General features: G+C 68.9%; 16 protein-coding genes and 2 pseudogenes. 6 read left to right on the top strand and 12 right to left on the bottom strand.

The window, feature by feature from the left end; genetic code table 11:
- Positions 1-7: 7 nt before the first annotated feature.
- Positions 8-1,444, bottom strand: coding sequence for a nitrate/nitrite transporter (locus ON26_RS20805; RefSeq protein WP_051027304.1), 1,437 nt, complete (start codon positions 1,442-1,444; stop codon positions 8-10).
- Between the two features lie 343 nt (positions 1,445-1,787).
- Between ON26_RS20805 and ON26_RS20810 the strand changes: the two genes are divergently transcribed.
- The 4 genes from ON26_RS20810 to ON26_RS20825 all read left to right on the top strand — a co-directional run bounded on the left by ON26_RS20810 (position 1,788) and on the right by ON26_RS20825 (position 5,724).
- Positions 1,788-2,465: a FadR/GntR family transcriptional regulator gene (locus ON26_RS20810; RefSeq protein WP_040797914.1), complete on the top strand. Its 678-nt coding sequence runs from the start codon at positions 1,788-1,790 to the stop codon at positions 2,463-2,465.
- A gap of 150 nt (positions 2,466-2,615) precedes the next feature.
- Positions 2,616-4,100, top strand: coding sequence for an MFS transporter (locus ON26_RS20815; RefSeq protein WP_040797901.1), 1,485 nt, complete (start codon positions 2,616-2,618; stop codon positions 4,098-4,100).
- Positions 4,101-4,256: 156 nt separating this feature from the next.
- Positions 4,257-4,793, top strand: a complete 537-nt coding sequence (locus ON26_RS20820; protein ID WP_051027303.1) for a GNAT family N-acetyltransferase — start codon at positions 4,257-4,259, stop codon at positions 4,791-4,793.
- A 61-nt stretch (positions 4,794-4,854) separates the two neighbouring features.
- On the top strand, positions 4,855-5,724 hold the full coding sequence (locus tag ON26_RS20825; protein ID WP_040797902.1) for a hypothetical protein: 870 nt from the start codon (positions 4,855-4,857) through the stop codon (positions 5,722-5,724).
- A gap of 4 nt (positions 5,725-5,728) precedes the next feature.
- On the opposite strand, the gene ON26_RS20830 is transcribed toward ON26_RS20825, so the two are convergent.
- The 8 genes and pseudogenes from ON26_RS20830 to ON26_RS20860 all read right to left on the bottom strand — a co-directional run bounded on the left by ON26_RS20830 (position 5,729) and on the right by ON26_RS20860 (position 14,056).
- The gene (locus ON26_RS20830; RefSeq protein WP_040797903.1) at positions 5,729-6,721 is read right to left on the bottom strand and encodes an SCO2521 family protein; all 993 of its coding nucleotides are present in this window, start codon (positions 6,719-6,721) and stop codon (positions 5,729-5,731) included.
- Positions 6,722-6,737: 16 nt separating this feature from the next.
- Positions 6,738-7,757, bottom strand: a complete 1,020-nt coding sequence (locus ON26_RS20835; protein WP_040797904.1) for an SCO2522 family protein — start codon at positions 7,755-7,757, stop codon at positions 6,738-6,740.
- 32 nt (positions 7,758-7,789) lie between these two features.
- The gene (locus tag ON26_RS34670; protein ID WP_245545929.1) at positions 7,790-8,299 is read right to left on the bottom strand and encodes an SCO2523 family variant P-loop protein; all 510 of its coding nucleotides are present in this window, start codon (positions 8,297-8,299) and stop codon (positions 7,790-7,792) included.
- Between the two features lie 331 nt (positions 8,300-8,630).
- Positions 8,631-8,705, bottom strand: a pseudogene (locus ON26_RS34675) (hypothetical protein); the annotation flags it as partial.
- A gap of 3 nt (positions 8,706-8,708) precedes the next feature.
- On the bottom strand, positions 8,709-10,625 hold the full coding sequence (locus tag ON26_RS20845; RefSeq protein ID WP_040797905.1) for an SCO2524 family protein: 1,917 nt from the start codon (positions 10,623-10,625) through the stop codon (positions 8,709-8,711).
- A 107-nt stretch (positions 10,626-10,732) separates the two neighbouring features.
- Entirely contained in the window at positions 10,733-11,593 is an 861-nt protein-coding gene (locus ON26_RS20850) for a TIGR02569 family protein (protein WP_040797906.1), read from the bottom strand.
- A gap of 98 nt (positions 11,594-11,691) precedes the next feature.
- Positions 11,692-12,876, bottom strand: coding sequence for an adenylyltransferase/sulfurtransferase MoeZ (gene moeZ, locus ON26_RS20855; RefSeq protein ID WP_040797907.1), 1,185 nt, complete (start codon positions 12,874-12,876; stop codon positions 11,692-11,694).
- Between the two features lie 97 nt (positions 12,877-12,973).
- Positions 12,974-14,056 carry a DUF3152 domain-containing protein gene (locus tag ON26_RS20860; RefSeq protein ID WP_083884253.1) on the bottom strand — a complete coding sequence of 361 codons (1,083 nt, stop codon included), beginning with the start codon at positions 14,054-14,056 and terminating at the stop codon, positions 12,974-12,976.
- Positions 14,057-14,253: 197 nt separating this feature from the next.
- Here ON26_RS20860 and fasR point away from each other — a divergent pair, with 197 nt between their 5' ends.
- Positions 14,254-14,928, top strand: coding sequence for an HTH-type transcriptional activator FasR (gene fasR, locus ON26_RS20865; RefSeq protein WP_040797908.1), 675 nt, complete (start codon positions 14,254-14,256; stop codon positions 14,926-14,928).
- Between the two features lie 80 nt (positions 14,929-15,008).
- On the opposite strand, the gene ON26_RS20870 is transcribed toward fasR, so the two are convergent.
- From ON26_RS20870 to ON26_RS20880, 3 genes are all read right to left on the bottom strand, one after another.
- On the bottom strand, positions 15,009-15,236 hold the full coding sequence (locus tag ON26_RS20870; protein WP_040797909.1) for a DUF3107 domain-containing protein: 228 nt from the start codon (positions 15,234-15,236) through the stop codon (positions 15,009-15,011).
- Positions 15,237-15,370: 134 nt separating this feature from the next.
- The gene (locus ON26_RS20875; RefSeq protein WP_040797910.1) at positions 15,371-16,087 is read right to left on the bottom strand and encodes a ferritin-like fold-containing protein; all 717 of its coding nucleotides are present in this window, start codon (positions 16,085-16,087) and stop codon (positions 15,371-15,373) included.
- Between the two features lie 67 nt (positions 16,088-16,154).
- Positions 16,155-17,213, bottom strand: a complete 1,059-nt coding sequence (locus ON26_RS20880; RefSeq protein ID WP_040797911.1) for an alpha/beta fold hydrolase — start codon at positions 17,211-17,213, stop codon at positions 16,155-16,157.
- Positions 17,214-17,716: 503 nt separating this feature from the next.
- Here ON26_RS20880 and ON26_RS20885 point away from each other — a divergent pair.
- Positions 17,717-19,309: pseudogene (locus ON26_RS20885) on the top strand (DEAD/DEAH box helicase); the annotation flags it as partial.
- Between the last annotated feature and the right edge of the window lie 844 nt (positions 19,310-20,153).

The following is a 20,153-nucleotide window of genomic DNA, read 5'->3' on the forward strand; positions in this document are numbered from 1 at the left end:
ACGGGCGTCAGGCGCTTGCCGACACGACGGACGGGGTGACGGGGACGGATTCGACGACCGCCCCGTCGGCGGGCGCGCGCAGGCTCGGGCGGCGCAGGAAGACGGTCCAGGTGACCGCGGCGCAGGCGACGTAGAAGGCCAGGAAGAGCCAGAACGCCGTGGTCGCGGAGTTGGTCGAGGAGTAGGAGGAGCGCAGCACCAGGTTGATGCCGACGCCGCCGAGAGCACCGATGGCGCCGACGAAGCCGATGAGCGCGCCCGAGGTGTTCTGCGACCAGGCCGAACGGGCGGCCGGGCTCGCGTCCATGCTCATGGATTTCGCCTCGAAGACCGACGGAATGATCTTGGTGACCGCGCCGTTGCCGATGCCGGAGAGCACGAACAGGGCGACGAACCCGACCACCAGCGCGGCCATCACGCCGCCGCTCGCGACGCCGGCGTTGCCGTCGGCCATCGTGCTCGCGCCGACGACCAGCACGGTGGCGGCCATCATGGCCGCGAAGGTGGCCAGCGCGACCTTGCTCCCGCCGAGCCGGTCGGCGAGCTTGCCGCCGTAGGGCCGGGCCAGGGAGCCGAGCAGCGGGCCGATGAAGGCGATCTGCGCGGCGTGCAGAGTGGCCTGGGCGACGGTGTCGCCGCCCGCCTTGAAGCTGATCTGCAGGATCTGCCCGAAGGCGAAGCTGTAGCCGATGAACGAGCCGAAGGTGCCGATGTAGAGAAAGGCGATGGCCCAGGACTGCGGCACCTTCAGCGACTCGATCATGAAGGACAGGTCGGCCTTCTGGTTGCGCAGGTTGTCCATGTACAGCGCCGCGCCGATGCCCGCCACCGCGATCGCCACCAGGTAGATCGCGCAGATGAGGCTGGCGTACTCGTTACCCAGGGTGGCGATGACCAGCAGACCGATCAGCTGGATGACCGGCACGCCGATATTGCCGCCGCCCGCGTTCAGCCCGAGTGCCCAGCCCTTGAGCCGCTGCGGGTAGAAGGCGTTGATATTGGTCATCGAGGAGGCGAAGTTGCCGCCGCCGATGCCCGCGAAGGCCGCGACCACCAGGAACGTGGTGTACGAGGTGCCGGGCTGGTTGACGAAGTACAGCGTCGACACCGCCGGGATCAGCAGCAGCACCGCCGAGAACACCGTCCAGTTACGGCCACCGAAGCGGGCGGTGGCGACGGTGTACGGGATGCGCAGCAGCGCGCCGACCAGAGTGGGCACCGCCATCAGGAAGAACTTGCCCGCGGCGTCGATGCCGTACTTGTCGGTGGGCATGAACAGCACCATGACCGACCAGATGGACCAGATCGAGAAACCGACATGCTCGGCGAATACCGACCAGATCAGATTGCGCCGGGCGATGTCCTTACCGCCGGCCTCCCAGGCAACGACGTCTTCGGCATCCCAGTGCTCGATGTCGTGGTTACGCGTCAGCGTGCTCAACAGGGCCTCCCAAAATCGGTTGGCCCCAACGGTAGGGAGCGGGTATTGCCGAAATGCTGCCTCGCGTGACGGGTCGATCAACGGTTGCTCACCTGGTCGGCAGCGCCGAGGTGAGTTCCGAGCGCATGTTTCGCGCAGGTGACACAGCGGTTTTCGGCAGGTCACGAAGTGGCCGGGCACCCGGGCGCGTGGCTGTGAGCGTGACGCGCACAGCATGCGCGGACCCGGCGGCCCGCGCAACCGGAAGAACGCGGCGCCCCCCTTCTCCGAGGACTTTGGTCCCTTCTTTTCATCGGATGATCCGATGAAAAGGTCGTATGCCCAGGTCGGCTGTAACCTGTTCTGCGTGCAACCCGTCCGGCGCACCAGCCTCATCGCCCAGGTCACCGAACAGCTGCGCGCCGAGGTCTGTTCCGGCCGGTGGCCGATCGGCTCGCGTATCCCCACCGAGCCCGAACTCACCGAACTGACCGGAACCGGGCGCAATACCGTGCGCGAAGCCGTCCAGGCCCTCGTGCACGCGGGCATGCTGCAGCGCCGCCAGGGTTCGGGCACCTACGTCGTGGCAGGCTCCGAGGTCGGCGGCACCCTCGCCAAATATTTCGCCGAAGCCCGCGACCGCGATGTGCTCGAACTCCGCATGGCCCTGGAGACCACGGCCGCCTCGCTCGCCGCGCGCCGCCGCGACGAGAGCGACATCGCCGAGCTGCGCCGCCTGCTCGATACACGCATCGCCCAGGAATGGCGCCTGGACACGGAGTCGGTGACCACCGACGTCGCGCTGCACCGCGCGATCGTGGCCGCCAGCCACAACGCGGTGTATCTCGAGTTCTACGATTCGCTGCTGCCGCATATCGAGGCGGTCAATCGCGCGCACGCCGCCAAGACCTCGCAGGCCTACATCGAGGAACACCTCGATCTCGTCGAGGCGATCATCGAGGGGGACTCGGAGCGAGCGGCCCGGACCGCGCGCCGCTTCCTCGCCATGGCGCTGGCCAACTATCCCGATCCGAACTTCCTCTAGCCTGCACCGCCTCAGGTAACCAAGACTGCACCGTGCGCGATCCCGCGATGTGAGAGGTATTTGGCGGGAACGTCACAGGCGCTCATGGCGATGCAACAACCCGCTCTTACGGTCGACAGGACCGAATTACGAGGCGTCGAGAGGAAACCGATGACCGCCACAGCCGCTGCCGCCGGCCAGCATTCGGAAACGCCGGCATTCACGCACGAAAAGCGTGGACGCTGGCTCGACAAGTGGGAACCCGACAACCCGGCCTTCTGGGAATCCGGCGGAAAACTCACCGCCAGAAAGAATCTGAGCTTCTCGGTCTTCGCGGAGAACCTCGGCTTCAGTGTCTGGGTCATCTGGGGCACCGTGGTCACCAGCATGGGCGCGGCGGGATTCCCGTTCCTGGAAGGGCTCGGCCAGGGCAATCCGGTCGCGGTGAGCAACGCACTGCTGCTGACCTCCACCCCGACGCTGGTCGGTGCGGCACTGCGCATTCCGTACACCTTCGCCATTCCCCGCTTCGGCGGCCGCGCGTTCACCGCGTTCAGCGCCGCGATGCTGCTGATCCCGACCCTGGGTCTGGCCTGGTTCGTCAACCAGCCCGGCACCCCGATGTGGGTGTTCATGCTGCTGGCCGCGCTCGCCGGTTTCGGCGGCGGCAACTTCTCCTCCTCGATGGCCAACATCTCGTTCTTCTTCCCCGAGGGCAAGAAGGGCGCCGCGCTCGGCATCAACGCCGCGGGCGGCAATCTCGGCGTCGCGCAGACCCAGCTGATCCTGCCGCTGCTGATCACCCTCGGCACCCATCTGACCGCGAAGGACGCGGCGGGCTACCGGTTCGGCATCACGCTCTCGGTCCTGGTCTGGGTGCCGTTCATCCTCGTCGCCACCGTCGGCGCCCTGCGCTACATGGACTCCATCACCACCGCCAAGTCCGACGGCAAGTCCTACAAGCTGGCCTTGCTCAACCGGCATACCTGGGTGATGTCGTTTCTCTACGTCGGCACCTTCGGCTCGTTCATCGGCTTCTCCTTCGCCTTCCCGACCCTGATCAAGGCCAACTTCCCCGACCTGGCCAAGATCGGCTGGATCACCACCCTGGGTAATCTGGCCTTCCTCGGCGCACTCGTCGGCTCGTTCAGCCGTCCGTTCGGCGGCTGGATCTCCGACAAGATGGGCGGAGCGAAGATCACCGTGGCGGTCTTCACCGGCATGGCGCTGGCGGTGGCCGCGATCGTGGCGGCGCTGGAACTCGACAGCTTCCCGCTCTACCTGATCGCGTTCCTGGTGCTGTTCGTACTCACCGGCATCGGCAACGGCTCGACCTACCGGATGATCCCGTCGATCTTCAGCGCCGAATCCAAGAAGTACGCCGCCGAGCACGGCCTCGACCTGACCGACGCCGCGGCCTCGGCCAAGCGACAGGCCGGTGCGGCGATCGGCGTCATCGGCGCGATCGGCGCCTCCGGCGGCTACCTGCTGCAGCAGGCGCTTCGCCTGTCCAACATCAACTTCGGCAGCATGAACCCGGCCTTCTGGGCCTACGCGGGAGCGTTCCTGGTGATGGCGGGCGTGACCTGGTTCTTCTACCTGCGTTCCTCGTTCGCGATCGGGCGGGTGCCTTCGCTGGCCTACGCGCAGGTGTGAGGTCGCGCCGCCGGCCGTGAACTGAAAACCCCACTCCGTCCACCGATGCCGCGCCGGCCTCCGGCGCGGCATCGCCGTATGTCGACCCGCCGTTGACGAACACCAGCGGACACGAAGCCCGTAGGCTGCTGATACCGACTACAGCGGGGGCGAGCGGTGGGGCGAACCGATATCGACACGGATCGAGAGCCGATTCTGCGCGGCGTCACGAGGGCGGATCTGCCCGGGATCTGTGAACTCGAGCGCATCGAATTCCGGGAACTGGCCTGGCCCTACCCCATGTTGCGCCAGCTGTTCGATCTACACGGCCCGCTGTGGTCGGTCGCCGCGACCGACGACCTGGTGCGCGGCTACACGTTGCTCGGCATCGACCGGGCCCGCGGCTGGATGCTCGGGCTGGCCGTGCATCCCGACGCGCGGGGCCGCGGGCTCGCGCGCGCCCTGCTGGACAGGACGATTCGCGTCTGCCGTGCCCACATGATCGAATCCGTCTGTCTGACAGTGCGTTCGGACAACCGTGCCGCCATCGGTCTCTACGAGAGCGCGGGCTTCACCAGAATCGGTTACGAGGACGATTATTTCGGCACCGGCGAGGGGCGCGAGGTGATGGCGCGCCCGATCGAACGCCCCACCCGGCCGTTCACCGAGCATCCCGAGGACCGCTGGATCAAGCGTTCGCGCCCCGATTGGTGACCGAATTGTCTTGGTATGGTGGGTTTCGAAGCGCTGTGCGACACCGCCGGGGGGAGGCGTAGTGGGCGAGGATGCCGACGAGCCGGAGATCTCGCCGTTCGTCGCCTCCATGACCACCCGGATCGTGCGGCGCGCCGCCAAATACGCCGAGCAGGTGGCCGGCCTGCTCGCCACGTCGGCAAGTAGCCGTCACCCCGATGCCGAGAACCAGCTGCTCGACGAGTTCAACCTGCACATCGAAGCCATCGTCGCGAAATACGATCCGCCGAGCAGCCGCCGCCGCGGCGACAGCCTGGTGTTCCGCCACCTCTACGCGCCGGTCACCACCGTCCAGTCACAGGCCGAACCGGCCGGCGAAGGCGTCCCGATCACCTACCTCGCGGCGCTACTTGCCGCCGACGTCGAATTCCGCGGCCCACTGCGGCTGAGCCGGACCCAGCGCGCTCTGCTCGCGCGGGTCTACGAACGGCTCGGCAGCTGCCTGCGCAGCGCCGGCCTGCCCGCCCACGCCGCGCTGGCCTATTCGCGCGCGCTCGAGCTGCATCGCGACAACGAGGACGACGACGCCGAGGACCGGTGCGGGCTGGCCAAGGCCAGGGCCGAGACCGCCGCGCTGTGGCCGCTGCGCCGCCGGGTGGGCCGCTGGATCTCGGAATGGAGTTGCGGCTACGGCTACCGGCCGTTCCGCCTGCTGTTCTGGATGGTGGTGCAGCTGGCGGTGTTCACCGTGGCGATCACCCTCCTGACCCACGAGTCCTTCGGGGATTCCGTCTACCTGTGCCTGGCCAACTACCTGAATCCGGCCGGTCTCGGCGACGCGGCGGACTTCAACGGCCCGGCCAGGACCCTGCTGGTGACCGAGGCATACGCGGGCATCGTGTCCACCTCGGTGTTCTTCGCCCTGCTGGTCCGGCGCTGGTTCCGGATCTGAGCGCTCACCAGTCGGTCGTACTGACCTTGCTCGAACGCAGGGCCTGCAGCACCGCCACGCTCGTGCGATCGCGGATGTGACCGATGTGGGCGTTCCACTGGTTGGTGAACCCCGGTTTCTCCTGCAACTGTGCCCACAGCGGCCGCATCCGCTCGCTCAGATGTGCCCCCGGCATCCACAGGTGGGCCAGTTCGGTCAGCACCGGTGTCAGTGCCTCCACCGATTCCGCACTGCCGGAGGGGAATCGGTCGGATTCCTGCACGGCTGCGGCGGTGGTGGTCAGCAGCCAGTCGTGCGCGGCGAGATCCTCGCAGAACCGGCGGACGTCCGCCAGCTGGGCGGCCTCGGGCACGAGCACCCGCGCGGTGCGCACGGTGTCGTCGACGACGTGCATCGACAGCACCGGCTCGGCCACCTCGGCGACCCGGGCGATCCAGCGCAATCGGGTCGGTGCGGCCAGAATCGGCGGCTTGCGGTCCAGCCTGTTGTCGCGGCGCACCCGGGCGAGCAGGCGCTCGGAGATCGAGGCCAGATCCAGCGTGTGCGACGGCACCACCGGGGCCAGGAAGCCCTCGGCCAGACGGGCCGCGGTGTTCGGCTCGGTGCGGGTGACCACTTCGGCCACGCCGACCCGGCCCAGGTAGTGCGACCAGTCGTGGCGGCGCTTCTGCGGTGCGACCACCACGGTGGTGCGCGCGGAACTCTGCAGGATCCGTCCGCCGACGACCACGGCCTGCACCGCCACGGTGCCGATGGCGCGCGGGTCACGGCCGTTGCCGCGCTCGATCGCCAGGTCGCAGTCGATGCCCACCGCGGTCGTCGCCGACTGCGCGATCGGTATCGGCCGGTCCCTGGCGGGCACCCGCCTGCCAGGGACCAGGGTCAGCAGATCCTGCACCACCGGCCTGCTCAGCGCGGTGGAGGTGGGCAGCAGGCAGCTGCGCACCTCTCCGAGCACGATCAGCGGCTCGGCATCGGGGTCGATGGCCTGGGTCATGGGGTGGCCGCCGGTCTCACGAACCGCACATCAGGTGGTGGGAGATCCGGTCGGTGATCGAGCGCGGCACCGCGAGCTGCTCGGCCCGCCCACGCCCGACGATCTGCTCGACGATCTCGTCGTCGATGTCGACGTGATCGAGGATGACCTTGACCGCGTGCTCGATGCCCAGATAGCGATGGGGCAGCACCGACAGCGAACGGTACGCGGCGAACGGCGCCGGGTCCTCGGTCAGTTGCAGGACACCGGGCATGTCCCACCACCGCTGCGGCCACGGGTCGACGCCGGCGCGCCACCGCTGCGGATCGACCACGGCGGCACCGAGATCGCGAATCATGCCCAGCCGCAACAACTGCCAGACCGAAGCCAAGAACGGGCAGGACCACTTGGTGTAGGTCTCGGTGACCCCGTTGACCTGCTTGGTCTGCTTGTTCCACAGCTCCACGTCGAGGAAGATCGAATGGTTGCGCTTGCCGAGTTCTTCGGCGGGCACATAGGGCGTGTGGTGCATGGCCTGGGCCGGTTCACTGTCGGAGGCCCGGGTGCCGTTGCACAACCATCCCGACTCGGTGGTCGGCGGGCGACCGCCGTTGCTGTTGCGCGGCGGCTCGGCCACGATGCGCGCGGCCACCAGTTCGGCCAGTTCGACGCGTTCCTCGGTGATCAGGCCGTCGCGGCAGACCGGCATCTCCCAGCAGGCCGCCTCACGGGCCAGATAATCGATGGTGACACCGCACTCGTCGGCGATCGACAGCAATCGGTCCAGGATCGGACCCGGCTCGGTGTCGGGACGGAAGTAATCGTCGATCAGAAAGCAGGTGCTGATCCGCGCGGCGGGGCCGAACCGCCGCTTCGCCGCGACCACGAGGCCCTCGACGACCGCGCCGACTTCCTCGAACTGCGCCCGGATCCGGTCCGCGCCGTTGATGAGGTGATCCATGTAGAAGTGCCCGACTTCGATGGAGACATGCGACAACGCGACATTGTCGACCTTGGTGTCCTCGGTCGCCTCGGTGTAACCCGACGTGCGGCTCACAGGCCCGCGCCCTCTCTCGCCGTGGTGTTGGATCAGACCCGTTCCCAGGACGCGCTGTCGTCGACGCGCCTGGCCAATTCCCCGAACGCGTGGGCGGTTTCGGCCTGCGCGATCTTCGTCACGACATCCCGGTCGAGAATGATCTGCTCGCGCCACAGCAACACCGGCTCGATCGGCGTCATTCCCAGCGTCATACTAGACCCGAGCAGGTTGCGGTTCGCCAATTCCCGCAGCGCGCGATTCTGCTCCTGCACCCAGGTCGCCTGCGCGGCTTCCTGATCCTCCACCCGCCGATTCGGGTCGCCGACGGCCGTGCGCACGTATCGGATGGAGGACTGCAGTTTCGCCGCATCGTGACCGACCTGCGTACCGGTCTCCAGCAGACCGTGAGGTCCGTGCACGAGGCTGTGCGCCGCCATGATGTGCTGACGGGTCCATCGATGGAAGACCAGCCAGCGCACCGTGGTCGTGCTCAGCTCCGGCAGCGCGGTGGCCTTGAGCGCGAGCTGTGCGGCCACCGAACGCCCGGCACTCAAATCCACTATGACGACCCGGAATTCGCTTTCCAGCGCGGTCAGCAGGTCGGCGCAGCTGCACCATCGCGTCGTCGATGGACGCGAACTCGCCGCCGCCCTCGTCGCCGGGGAGGAGCGCGAGTTTGCCGTCGCGCGGCGAGCGCTTGCGCAGGTCGAGCCGATCGGTCACCTCGCGGACGTTGAACTGCCTGGCGACGCCGGTACCGTCGAGCAGATAGGAGTGCAGTCCGCCGCCGCCGCGCAGACCGCGCTCCATTCCGCCGATCTCGAACAACGCGCCCGCGGTCGGCGAGCCGAAGTCGAAGTCGGCATAGGCGACGTTCTTGCCCTTCAGCGTCAGCCGGTAGGCGAGATTGACGCTGGTGACCGAGCGCCCGGTGCCGCCCTTGTCGGAAATGGCGAATACGAGCACGGTTCAGACGCTCCTCGTGGCATCGAGCCGGGCGTAGGCGAGTTCCTCCAGTTGCACCAGCGCGAGGGTGGTGATGCTCACCGATGTACCCGGTTTGTCGTCGACCAGATCGCGGGCGCGATCCAGGCGCACCTCGATGTCCTCGAGCCGCTGACGTTTCTCCGAGACGTCCTCGAGACTCACGGCGAGCCACTCCTGGTTGAGCAGATGCTCTGCCTCGCTGAGCAATTCGACGGCGCGGTTGACCATCGACGGCGGGCGCAGGGGCAGCGCGCGGAAGGTGCGGTCGGCGGTGATCAGGCATTCGATCATCCGCTCGGTGAAGTACCAGGACGGCACGTGCTCCCGCTCGGTCGGCTCGACCGAGTCGAACGCGCGGGAGGGCGAGTCCCACAATCCGGTGGCGGGGCCTTCGCCGATCTTGCGGGTCTCCAGGTGGTCCATGATGGCCTTGGCCAGTTCGAGCAGCCGGTCGCGAGCGGCGACCTCGCCGGAGAGCCTGGCCGCCTGCAGCACGCGCTTGAGCAGCACCGTCGCGTAGTCGCCGACCCTCCACTCGAGCAGCGGCTTGTCCTCGGCGGCGGTGCCGTGCAGGCGCAGCGCGATGCCGGGGCTGTGCAGTTCGACCGCGGCGTCGCCGCGCACCGCGCGACGGGTGATGCGCCCGCGTTTGGCCAGCTCGTCGAAGATGGACACCGCCCTGGTCAGGTCGTCTTCGTTGGCGGCGCGGCTGACCAGATCCTGGATGAGCACCGCGGACACCATGGCACTGAAATAGTCGGATTCCTCGCCGTCGGAGGTGCGCCAGGGAATGTCCTCCAGCGGCCAGCGCGTGCCGCCGAAGCGCGCCAGCGTCGACCAGTACTGCTGGGACAGGTGCCAGCGCGTCTGCAGCGATTCGGCGAGCCTGCGCTGCTGGTCGTCGAGCAGATCGAGCCTGCGGGTGCGCTGCGAGGCGAGGTCGTTGATGCCGTCGAGGGCGATGATGGTGAAGTACAGATACGGCCGCGCGATCGCCGCACCGGCCTGCGAGCTGATCGCGAACTGCTTGAAATCGGTCAGTTCGCCGGAGTTGCGGACCACACCCCAACTCCACCCGCACTCGAAAAGTATGTCGTCGCGCCAGCGCCGCGGCGACGGCGCCTGGCCGAGGGTCACATCGCTGCGCAACTGCGCCCGGATCGGGTCGAGCGCCCGGTTCAGATTCTCGAGCAGCACCCCGGTCGGCAGCTGCTCCTGGTTGAGCATGGTCAGAATCGTCTCCGCCACAGGGGTATTCGGGGCGATGAGGTTGACCACGAAGCTGCGGACCAGGCCGATCATCGCCGCGGTCAGCCGTTCGGAGACCCGGACGGACAGCTCGTCGATGCGCACGAGCAACTCGTCGGCCTCCGGGTAGGTCTGCGCGCGCACGAAACCGCGGAACACCCGCAGGAAGCCGAGCGAGGCGATGCAGAGGGTCAGCGACATGGAGAACGAGTCGACGACATCGATGCGGTACTGATCCTCGGTGGCGGGCCGCTCCTCGGCGGAGCGCAGGTAGCTGCCCGCCGAAAAGTCCGGCGTGCCATCGGGTTCGGTGTAGTTGGCGTGGTAGGTCTCGATGAGCCCGACCATCGCCTCACCCAATACCGCGGCCGGACCGGACGGTTCGAGCAGCCATTCGCCCGCGTCGTCACCGGTCGGACGTGCGGTCAGTCCGCTCAAGGCGCTCAGGACGTCCTCGGCCATGTCGTCCGGCCGGTCCAGCGCCAGGGCCGGGATCTCGGTCGCCGGATACAGCAGGCACAGCAATTGTTCCGCGTCGGCAATGGAATTGGCGCCCCGCCTGCCGCCCCACTGCCACACGCCGTCGCGATGACAGGCGGTGACCATGGACTGCCAGATCCCCAGAATCTGTTGCCGTGGCTGAATTCTCATCCTGCCGCCCGTCCTCACCCCAGTGTCCGGGCCGCGCCGATTCCGCTTACCGGCCGGCGTCGGCGATAGTCGTAAGTTAGCACGCCGGGAGGTCGGCTTCGGGCGCCTCAGAGCAAGAAGCGGACCATGTCCGCGGTGCGGGCCAGGCCGGGGAAAGCCTGGGGGGTGGATCGCGGGTGCAGGGCGTGCACCGCGAGCCGAAACATGACCGCGCGCAACAACATCTGTGGCCATTCGGGTAGATCGGACCACCGCTCCAGCAGGCCGTCGTCGGCGCCGCCCCAGGAGAGCGCGTCGACCACGACGACACCGGCCGCCCAGGGCGCCGGGCGCCAGTACGGCACGATGTCGGACAGCCCGGGCACCTCGGTGCCCTGGAACAAGACGGTGCCGAACAGGTCGCCGTGCACCAGCTGCGGCGGCGTGCGCACCGGCTTGCGCAGGGTGGCCAGCTGTCCGATCAGTTCCAGGCTGCGGTGGCCGTCGGGCGTGCTCGGGGTGGGGATGCCGCCCGCGCGCAGGCTGCGCAGCGGAACCTGCTCCCAGGCCGCGCGGTCGGCGGCGACGAAGATGTCCACCTCGACCCACGGCGCGATGGGCGGTTGCGCCAGGAACCGGGGCCGCTCGAGAACGGCGGTGGCCTTGTGCAGCCGCAGCGAGACCGACACGACTTCGTCGTGGCGCGGCTGCGGGGTGCCGGGTAGGTAGGTGTCGGCGCGCCAGCCGGACACCACATACCGGCCGTCGGTGGCACGCACCGGCCGCGCCAGCCGCAAACCGTCCACCCGCAGCGTCTCGCGGACCCGCGCCGACCACGCGGCTCTCGCGTGATCGGCCACCGGAGTCAGCACCACGTCGCCGCAGCGCCAGCCCCCCTCCCAGTCGCCCAGGTAGACGGGCGCGATCCCACGCAGACCGAACGTGGAGCGCACGTGCTCGGGGGGTTCCGCGTTGTCGGGGGTGGTCACGACTCGTACGTTAACGCCGTAACGACGCCCGATTCGGTACGGCGCGCCGACGGTGCAGCGTCCGTGATGTACCGAGGTCCGGACCGGTTCGGGGCCTGTCAGTAAACCGGCAGCGACTGGTCGATCTGGGTCGCCCAGGCCACGATGCCGCCCTGCACGTGGGTGGCGTCGGCGAAACCGGCGCTCTTGAGCACCGCCAGCGCCTCGGCCGAACGGATGCCGGTCTTGCAGTGCAGCACGATCGGCCGGTTCTGCGGCAGCTCGGAGAGCGCCTCGCCGGAGAGGATGCGGTCCTTGGGGATCAGCTTGGCGCCCTCGATGTGCACGATGTCCCACTCCACCGGCTCACGCACGTCGATCAGCTCGATGTCCTTGCCCGAGTCGATCAGGTCCTTGAGCTCCTGCGCGGTGATCGTGGATCCGGCCGCGGCGGCCTGCCCCTCCTCGGACACCACGCCGCAGAACGCCTCGTAGTCGATCAGTTCGGTGATCGGCTGACGTTCCGGATCGCGGCGCAGCTTGATGGTCCGGTAGGTCATGTCCAGTGCGTCGTAGACCATGAGCCGGCCGAGCAGCGGCTCGCCGATGCCGGTGATGAGCTTGATCGCCTCGGTGACCATGATCGAGCCGATCGAGGCGCACAGCACGCCGAGCACGCCGCCTTCGGCGCAGGAGGGAACCATGCCCGGCGGCGGCGCCTCCGGGTACAGGTCGCGGTAGTTGATGCCGCGGCCGTCGGGGGCGTCCTCCCAGAACACCGAGGCCTGGCCCTCGAACCGGTAGATCGAGCCCCAGACGTACGGCTTGCCCGCCAGCACTGCGGCGTCGTTGACCAGGTAGCGGGTGGCGAAGTTGTCGGTGCCGTCCAGGATCAGGTCGTACTGGGCGAACAGTTCCACGGCGTTGTCGGGTTCCAGCCGGAACCGGTGCAGCCGCACGTCCACGTTCTCGTTGATCTCGAGAATGGAATCGCGGGCGCTCTCGGCCTTGGGCCTGCCGATATCGGACTGCCCGTGGATGACCTGACGCTGCAGGTTCGACGCGTCCACCTCGTCGAACTCGACGATGCCGAGCGTGCCGACACCGGCGGCGGCCAGATACAGCAGGGCGGGTGAACCGAGTCCGCCCGCGCCGATCACGAGCACCTTGGCGTTCTTCAAACGCTTCTGCCCGTCCACCCCCACATCGGGAATGATCAGGTGGCGGCTGTAGCGGGCGATCTCGTCCTTGCTCAGGTCCGCGGCCGGCTCGACCAGCGGCGGCAGGGACTTCGATGTTGACACTTCCGGACTCCTCGAATCGTGTGGGCCGAATCCCGGGGTACAACGTCGGGAGATGCGCTGTTCTTCCCAGTATCCGCGCACGACGGCGCAGGCGGGATCAGCCGCGCGGATACGGCCAGGGATTGAACCGGCAGCTCTTGCCGTCCATCGGCACCACCCCGTTGGGATCGAGGGCGGCGATGGCGTCGTTGTCGGTGCCGAAGGTCTGCTGCATCATGATCGGCGCCAGCCCGCCGTCGGTCTCGCACGGCTGATGCTGGTGGTAGCCGATGGCATGGCCGACCTCGTGATTGACCAGATACTGGCGATAGGAGCCGATGTCGCCGTCGTAGGCGAGGGCGCCGCGCACCCAGCGCGCCTCCGAGAGCAGTACCCGGTCCAGGCTCGCGTTGTAGCAGGAGGAATCGATGGGGATCTCGAAACCGCAGGCTTCCCGAATGGTCTGACGCGAGGTGAGCGAGACCCGGAAATCAGGGGTGCCCGAATCGATGCGTCGGAAGGCGAATTTCGGATCGTGCACCCAGCTCTTCGGATTGGCCAGGGTGCTGTCGACCATCCTCGCCACCGAGGCGTCCCCTCCGAAACCCGAGGTGTCCACCCCGTTCTCGATCTCGACGGTGTAGGTGAAGCGATACTCGGCCCCGGCGCCGACCTCCGGACTCGTGCCCCCGACCACCCGCCAATCCTTGGCGCCGGCCTCGGTGAACGGACCGCCCTCGGGCAGCGCGCCGGTCGGCAGATCGGCGGGGAAGGCGCCGTCGCCCGGCGGAGCGCCGATCACCCCGCCCTCGGTCGGTGCGCTGAAGCTGCCGAAGCCGGGCTGCTCGGCGTCGACGGCCACGCCAGGACCGCCGCGCACCGCGTCGACCAGCACCAGCGCGGTGACCACCAGCAACACCGGCAGGGCGTAGGCGCGCCAGCCGTAGGTGGACACGAAGCGGCCGAGCGCGCTCTGCTTCTTGACCGGGCGATCGGGGCGGGGAGCGCGGCGGTTGTTGTCGGTGGCGGCAGTAGGGTCCCAGCGGGCGCGCAGCGGTTGACGGGAACGGTCGGGGCGCGCCCAGGGCTCGGTCGCGGTCCCCGGGGATCGGCCGTTGCCGGCGGGTGCGTCCGGCCGCGATGCCACTCCCGAGGTCACATCGTGCCCGCCGCCGGACGGTCTTTCCGTTCGGTCGGTCACGGACACCAGGTTCTCACAGTGCGCAATCGCCGCCACCAGCCGTCCACCGCACGCGCCGGAAGGTTGCGAGAAATCTCACCGGCGGGCGATCTCATCGCGCACCCGGGTCGGCTGAGGACACCCGAGCGAGTATCGTGCAGGGAATACCCGGTGTACAACCCCTTTCTTGCCCCGGGGAATCGACTGGGAGAGAACATATGACCGACCTCGTGGACCGGATGGCAGCACGCAGACTGTCTTCCGATGCCCCGCAGCCGACCAAACGCGGCACCCGTCTGCCGCGCGACGAACGGCGGCAGCAGCTACTCCACGCGGCGAGCGAGGTCTTCGTGCTACGCGGCTACCACGCGGCGGGCATGGACGAGATCTCCCAGGTCGCCGGGGTGAGCAAACCCGTGCTCTACCAGCACTTCACGAGCAAGCTCGAGCTCTACATCGCGGTGCTGCAGAACTACGTCGACATGCTGGTGTCGAGCGTGCGCCAGGCGCTGCGCTCCACCACCGACAACAAGCAGCGCGTCCGCGCGGCCGTGCAGGCCTACTTCGATTTCGTCGACAACGAGATGCAGGGCTTCCGGCTGGTCTTCGAATCCGACCTGACCAGCGAGCCGCAGGTGCAGCGCCGCGTCGAGCAGGCCACCGAGGCGTGCGTGGACGCGGTCTTCGACCTGGTCGCCCACGATTCCGGCCTCGACCCGTATCGCGCCCGCATCCTGGCCGTCGGCCTGGTCGGCGCCAGCCAGTTCACCGCGCGCTACTGGCTCGAGGCCGACCGGCCGATCCCGAAGGAAGAGGCCGTGGACACCACTGTCGCGCTCGCCTGGGGCGGTCTGTCGCACGTCCCGCTGCACAACGAGGAGCGCCGGGTTTAAGCCCCGCGTCCTTGCCCGACGAAACGAGCCCTCGACGTTCCTCGTAGGAACATCGAGGGCTCGTCGCTTTCGGCGCGGGTTCAGATGGCGGCGAAACCCACCCGGCCCACGGTGGAGGTGCCGATCTCGACGTAGGCGACCTTGGCGGACTGGACCAGGAACGTGCGGCCCTTGTCGTCGGTCAGCCGCACGATGCCCTCGGCCCCGTTCAGCGCTTCGGACACCAGCGCCTCGACCTCATCCGGCGTCTGCGTGCTGGTGATGACCAACTCGCGGGGGCTATCCGAAATACCGATCTTGACCTCCACGGCCAACCTCCGAACCTAGAGTCCTGTGCTGTCCGATCCAGGCTAGTGCAGCCGTGGACGACGGGGGCACACCGAGTGCTGCGCTGTCAGCGAACCGGCGGCCGAGCCGAAGCCGTTCCCGCGGGCGCGCAGGCTCAGATGCCGAGCACGACCATCCGCTCGGCATGGCTGGCCTGCATGCGCTCGAACAGCGCGCCGATGCCGTTGAGATCGCCGGTCACGGACAGCACCAGGTCGGTCAGCTCGTCGCGCTGAGCCATCACGTACTGCGCCTGGGTGATCGCCTCGCCGAGCAGTCGCCTGCCCCACAGGGTCAGCCGGTCGCGCTCGGAACGGTTGTCGCGCACCGCACGGCGCACCTCCTCCACGACGAACTCCGAGTGGCCGGTGTCGGCGAGCACGTCGCGCACGATCGCGGTCACCTCGGGCGTGAGCGCGCCGGCGATCTCGGTGTAGAAATCCGCCGCGATGCCGTCGCCGACGTAGAACTTCACCATCGACTCCAGCCAGGTGGAGGGGTCGGTGGAGCGATGGTAGGCGTCCAGCGGCCGCACGTAGGGCGTCATCGCGTCGAACACGTCGACGCCACGCTCGCCCAGCGCGTCGCGCAGGGTGCGGAAGTGGGCCATCTCCGAGGCCGCCATCTCCGCCACCGCGACCTTGCCGCGCAACGTCGGGGAGAGTTCGGCTTCCTCGGCGAGGCGATAGAAAGCGGAGATCTCACCGTAGGCGAGCACGGCGAACAGTTCGGTGACACCGGGATGATCGGCGGCGATGGGCGGATTCGCCTGGCTCGACGTGGACGAGACAGATGACGAGACACCGACCGCGGCGGATGACTGTGCTCCCATGCCGCCCAGCGTAGCCCTCGCGGCGCGGCAGGTAGCTCCCGTGTCGCCCGCCGGGCCGCGGTGGCGCTCAGGACACTTCGGCGAGGAACTTTTCCAGGTGAACCCAGGTGGTATCGCGTGCGGTTTCGCCGGTGAGGATGCCAAGATGACCGCCGGGCACTGTGTCGTAGCGGACCAACGGCGCACCGGTCAGCAATCGCACGCCCGCTGCCACGGACTCGGCCGGGGTGATCACGTCGGTGGTGCCGCCGATGAGCAGGACCGGGGCATTCACCTGGGACAGCGCGATCCGCCTGCCGCGCAGTCGCAGCCCGCCGCGGCCGATGTCGTTGGCCAGCACCAGCCGCTCCCACAGCTGCGCGTAGAACCGGCCGGGGTAGCCCGGCATCGCGGCCATGAACCGGTCGATGGACTCCATCCTGGCCAGCGACTCGGTGCGCGCGATATTGCCCGCGACGAACAGGGGCCTGGTCAGCTCCCGGTTCCAGGCCGTGGCGCGGTAGGCGGCGCGGGTCAGCGGCGCGGGCACGCCGGTGACCCGCACCGCGGTCGACACCGTCCGGCCGCGATCGAGCCTGGCGACGGTGCGCACCGAACCCATGCCGGGCATCTTGTCGTAGTCCAGCGGCGAGCCGATCGCGGTGACCGAGCGGATCGGCAGGTGCGTGTGCGCGGCCGCGGCGAGCAGCGACAGCGTGCCACCGATCGACCAGCCGACCAGGTCCACCGGCGCTCCGCCGCGGTCGGCGCTGGTCCGCAGCACGGCCTCGGGCAGGATGTCGTCGATCCAGTCCTCGAAGCCCATGCGCCGGTCGGTATAGCCGATCTCGCCGTAGTCGATCAGGTACGGGGTCCGCCCGGTGCCCAGCAGGAAGCGGGCCAGGCTCTGCCTGGGGCGCAGATCGAAGCAGCTGGCGGGTGCGGCCAGCGGGGGCACCAGCAGCACCGGCGGCTGCGCGCTCGCGGCGCCGTCCCTGGCCTCGTCACGCTCGAATCGCCGCAGTTGCCGGTGCGGCTCGTCCCAGAGCACCGTCGCCGCGGTGGGCTCGGGCGCTTCGACGCCGGGACCGAAGGTCAGCGCCCAGGCATTGCGGGCTGCGAGGGTGACGGTGTCTGCGATGCTCACGCCCAAGAATGTCTCATAGTCTGTCGCAGACAGCCGCGGGCCCCGGCGCCGTCCGGGTATGCCCGGGCGCGGTGGATTCCGCCCAATCGACCTGTCGCGCATGACGAATCCGTTCCGGATTCCACGCCGATGATCATTTGCCGAAATCCGGCTGCCCGGAAAATTCGGGCGGAGCACATTATCACGCTACAATCAAGACGGACTGCGGTGAATTTCGTTCCCGAGCCCACCACGAAGTCATGGCGAACAGCGGTCCGTACGCCGATGACCGCGGCGGTGACACCAGGTGGACCGGATGCGTTCCGCAGTCCGGAAATGTGCGCGCACCAGATCCGCATCACCCCCGCGCCGCGCCGATTGCTCCGGGCCGACAGCGCCCACCGCCCGACGTCGATCACGACGGGCGAGCGACATCCGGCAGTGGCGACGGTGAACATCACAGGCGGATACGTGGTCGTCGCGGACCGGCCGGTCCGCCCCACGCCTCGTGCGCGCGTGACGCGATGACGAGGAAAGGCACGATCCTGAGCAAGATCACTGTCGAGCAGGAACCAGGTCTGACGGACACCCTGGTGACGGCCGAACTGGACACCACACATACCGCCCCCACTTTCGCCGAATTGGGCGTGCGCGACGAAATCGTCCGTGCCCTCGACGAGCGGGGTATCGAACGTACTTTCGCCATTCAGGAACTCACCCTGCCGCTGGCGCTGGCGGGCGAGGACCTCATCGGCCAGGCCCGCACCGGCATGGGCAAGACCTTCGGCTTCGGCGTGCCGCTGCTGCACCGCGTGGCCACCGCCGATTCCGGCACCACTCCCCTGGACGGCACGCCGCGCGCACTGGTCATCGTGCCGACGCGCGAGCTGTGCATCCAGGTCAGCGAGGATCTCGAGCGCGCAGGCAAGTACCTGCGCAACCACAAGGGCGCGCTGAAGGTCTCCGCGATCTACGGCGGCCGCCCCTACGACTCCCAGATCGCCGCTCTGCGCGAGGGCGTGGACGTGGTCGTCGGCACCCCCGGCCGGCTGCTCGACCTGGCCAAGCAGAATCATCTGATCCTCGGCAAGATCGGTGTGCTGGTCCTCGACGAGGCCGACGAGATGCTCGACCTGGGCTTCCTGCCCGACATCGAGCGCATTCTCACCATGGTTCCGGAGCAGCGCCAGACCATGCTGTTCTCGGCCACCATGCCCGGCCCGATCATCACCCTGGCCCGCACCTTCCTCACCCGCCCCACCCACATCAGGGCCGAGGAGCCGAGCGATTCCGCGGTGCACGACCGCACCGCCCAGTTCGTCTACCGCGCGCACGCGCTGGACAAGGCCGAACTGGTCGCGCGAGTGCTGCAGGCCGAGGGCCGCGGCGCCACCATGATCTTCACCCGCACCAAGCGCACCGCCCAGAAGGTGGCCGACGACCTGGCCGAACGCGGTTTCGCGGTGGGTGCGGTGCACGGCGACCTCAACCAGGTGCAGCGCGAGAAGGCGCTCGACAAGTTCCGCAAGGGTGCCATCGACGTGCTGGTGGCCACCGACGTGGCCGCGCGAGGCATCGACATCGACGACGTCACCCACGTCATCAACTACCAGTGCCCCGAGGACGAGAAGACCTACGTCCACCGCATCGGCCGCACCGGTCGCGCGGGCCGCACCGGCGTCGCCGTCACGCTGATCGACTGGGACGAGCTCAACCGCTGGGCGGGCATCGACACCGCCCTCGGCCTCGGGATCCCCGAACCGGTGGAGACCTACTCGCGTTCCCCGCACCTGTTCACCGATCTCGGTATTCCGGAGGGCGTCACCGGCACCGTGCGCAAGGCTCCGCGCGTCCGCGAAGCCGACGCCGTGGTGGAGGAGCGTCCCGCCCGCTCCCCGCGCAAGCGCAATCGCAAGCGGACTCTGCGCGGCAAGCCGCTCGACGAATCGCAGACCAGCGAGAACGGCGGGGCTTCCGGCGACGGCACGTCCGCCGACAGCCCGGTCGCCGACGCACCGGCCCCCGGCACCCGGGCCGAAGGTGCGCCTGCGGATACGGGTGAGGCGCCGGCTCGGCGCAGGCGTCGGCGCAGGCGCGGCGGCTCCTCCGCGAATGCCGTTGGCACGCAGGACGATTCGGCGACGCCGAACGACGTGCCGACGCAGAGCGGTACCGCCGCCTCGGGCGAGGCCGCTGACGGCGCGCAGACTTCGGCGAACGACACCGCGACGGTGGACTTCGCTGCGGCACAAGGAGATACAGCTGATGAAGCCGTCGATTCGACGGTTTCCGACGCCGCGGCGACCGCTGTGGACAGCCCGGTCGTGGCGACGGATCCGGCGGCCGCGCCGGAGGCGGAAGCGCCCCGTCGCCGGACCCGTCGCCGCACGGGTGCCACCAAGACGGCGGGCGCGGATGCCGCGACCGCCGAGGGCTCGGCCGCTCGAGCCGCGACCGGTGCCGACTCGGCCACGGTCACCGGCACTTCGGTCACCGAGGCTTCCGCCGTTCCAGCCGCGACCGCCGCCGATCCTGGCACGGGCACGGGCACGGAGGCTTCCGCCGACGTCGCGGCGGCCGAACCGTCGCCTGCCGGTGTCGCTGTTTCCGATGCCGAGAGCACCGACACCACCGACGCCTCCGCGTCCGCCGACACCGCCACGGCCGCTCCGGCAGCCGCCTCGGCCGAGCTGGAATCGGTGCGGGACGCCGAGACCGCACAGGCACCCGCCGAGCCGGTCGAGCGGGCGCCGCGCAAGCGCACCACCCGAGCCGCCGCTCCCGAGGCGGGCGCCGAGGCTTCGGACGCCACGCCCCGGCGGCGCACCCGCAAGAGCGCGGCCGCGGAAGCCACCCCGACCGCGGAAGCCGCGACGGCCGAAACCGCCGAAGCTGCGACCCCCCGGGCCGCCCGGACCGCGAGCACGGCTGTCACCGAGGGCGAGGCGGGCCCCGAGAAGC

It is taken from the genome of Nocardia higoensis NBRC 100133 (genome assembly GCF_000308595.1).
In the GTDB taxonomy this organism is placed as follows: domain Bacteria; phylum Actinomycetota; class Actinomycetes; order Mycobacteriales; family Mycobacteriaceae; genus Nocardia; species Nocardia higoensis.

Bases quoted from the DNA above. Each gene is read 5' to 3' on its own strand.
- ON26_RS20815 (WP_040797901.1), top strand. From the start codon at position 2,616: ATGACCGCCACAGCCGCTGCCGCCGGCCAGCATTCGGAAACGCCGGCA.
- ON26_RS20830 (WP_040797903.1), bottom strand. From the start codon at position 6,721: ATGACCCAGGCCATCGACCCCGATGCCGAGCCGCTGATCGTGCTCGGA.
- ON26_RS20845 (WP_040797905.1), bottom strand. From the start codon at position 10,625: ATGAGAATTCAGCCACGGCAACAGATTCTGGGGATCTGGCAGTCCATG.
- fasR (WP_040797908.1), top strand. From the start codon at position 14,254: ATGACCGACCTCGTGGACCGGATGGCAGCACGCAGACTGTCTTCCGAT.
- ON26_RS20875 (WP_040797910.1), bottom strand. From the start codon at position 16,087: ATGGGAGCACAGTCATCCGCCGCGGTCGGTGTCTCGTCATCTGTCTCG.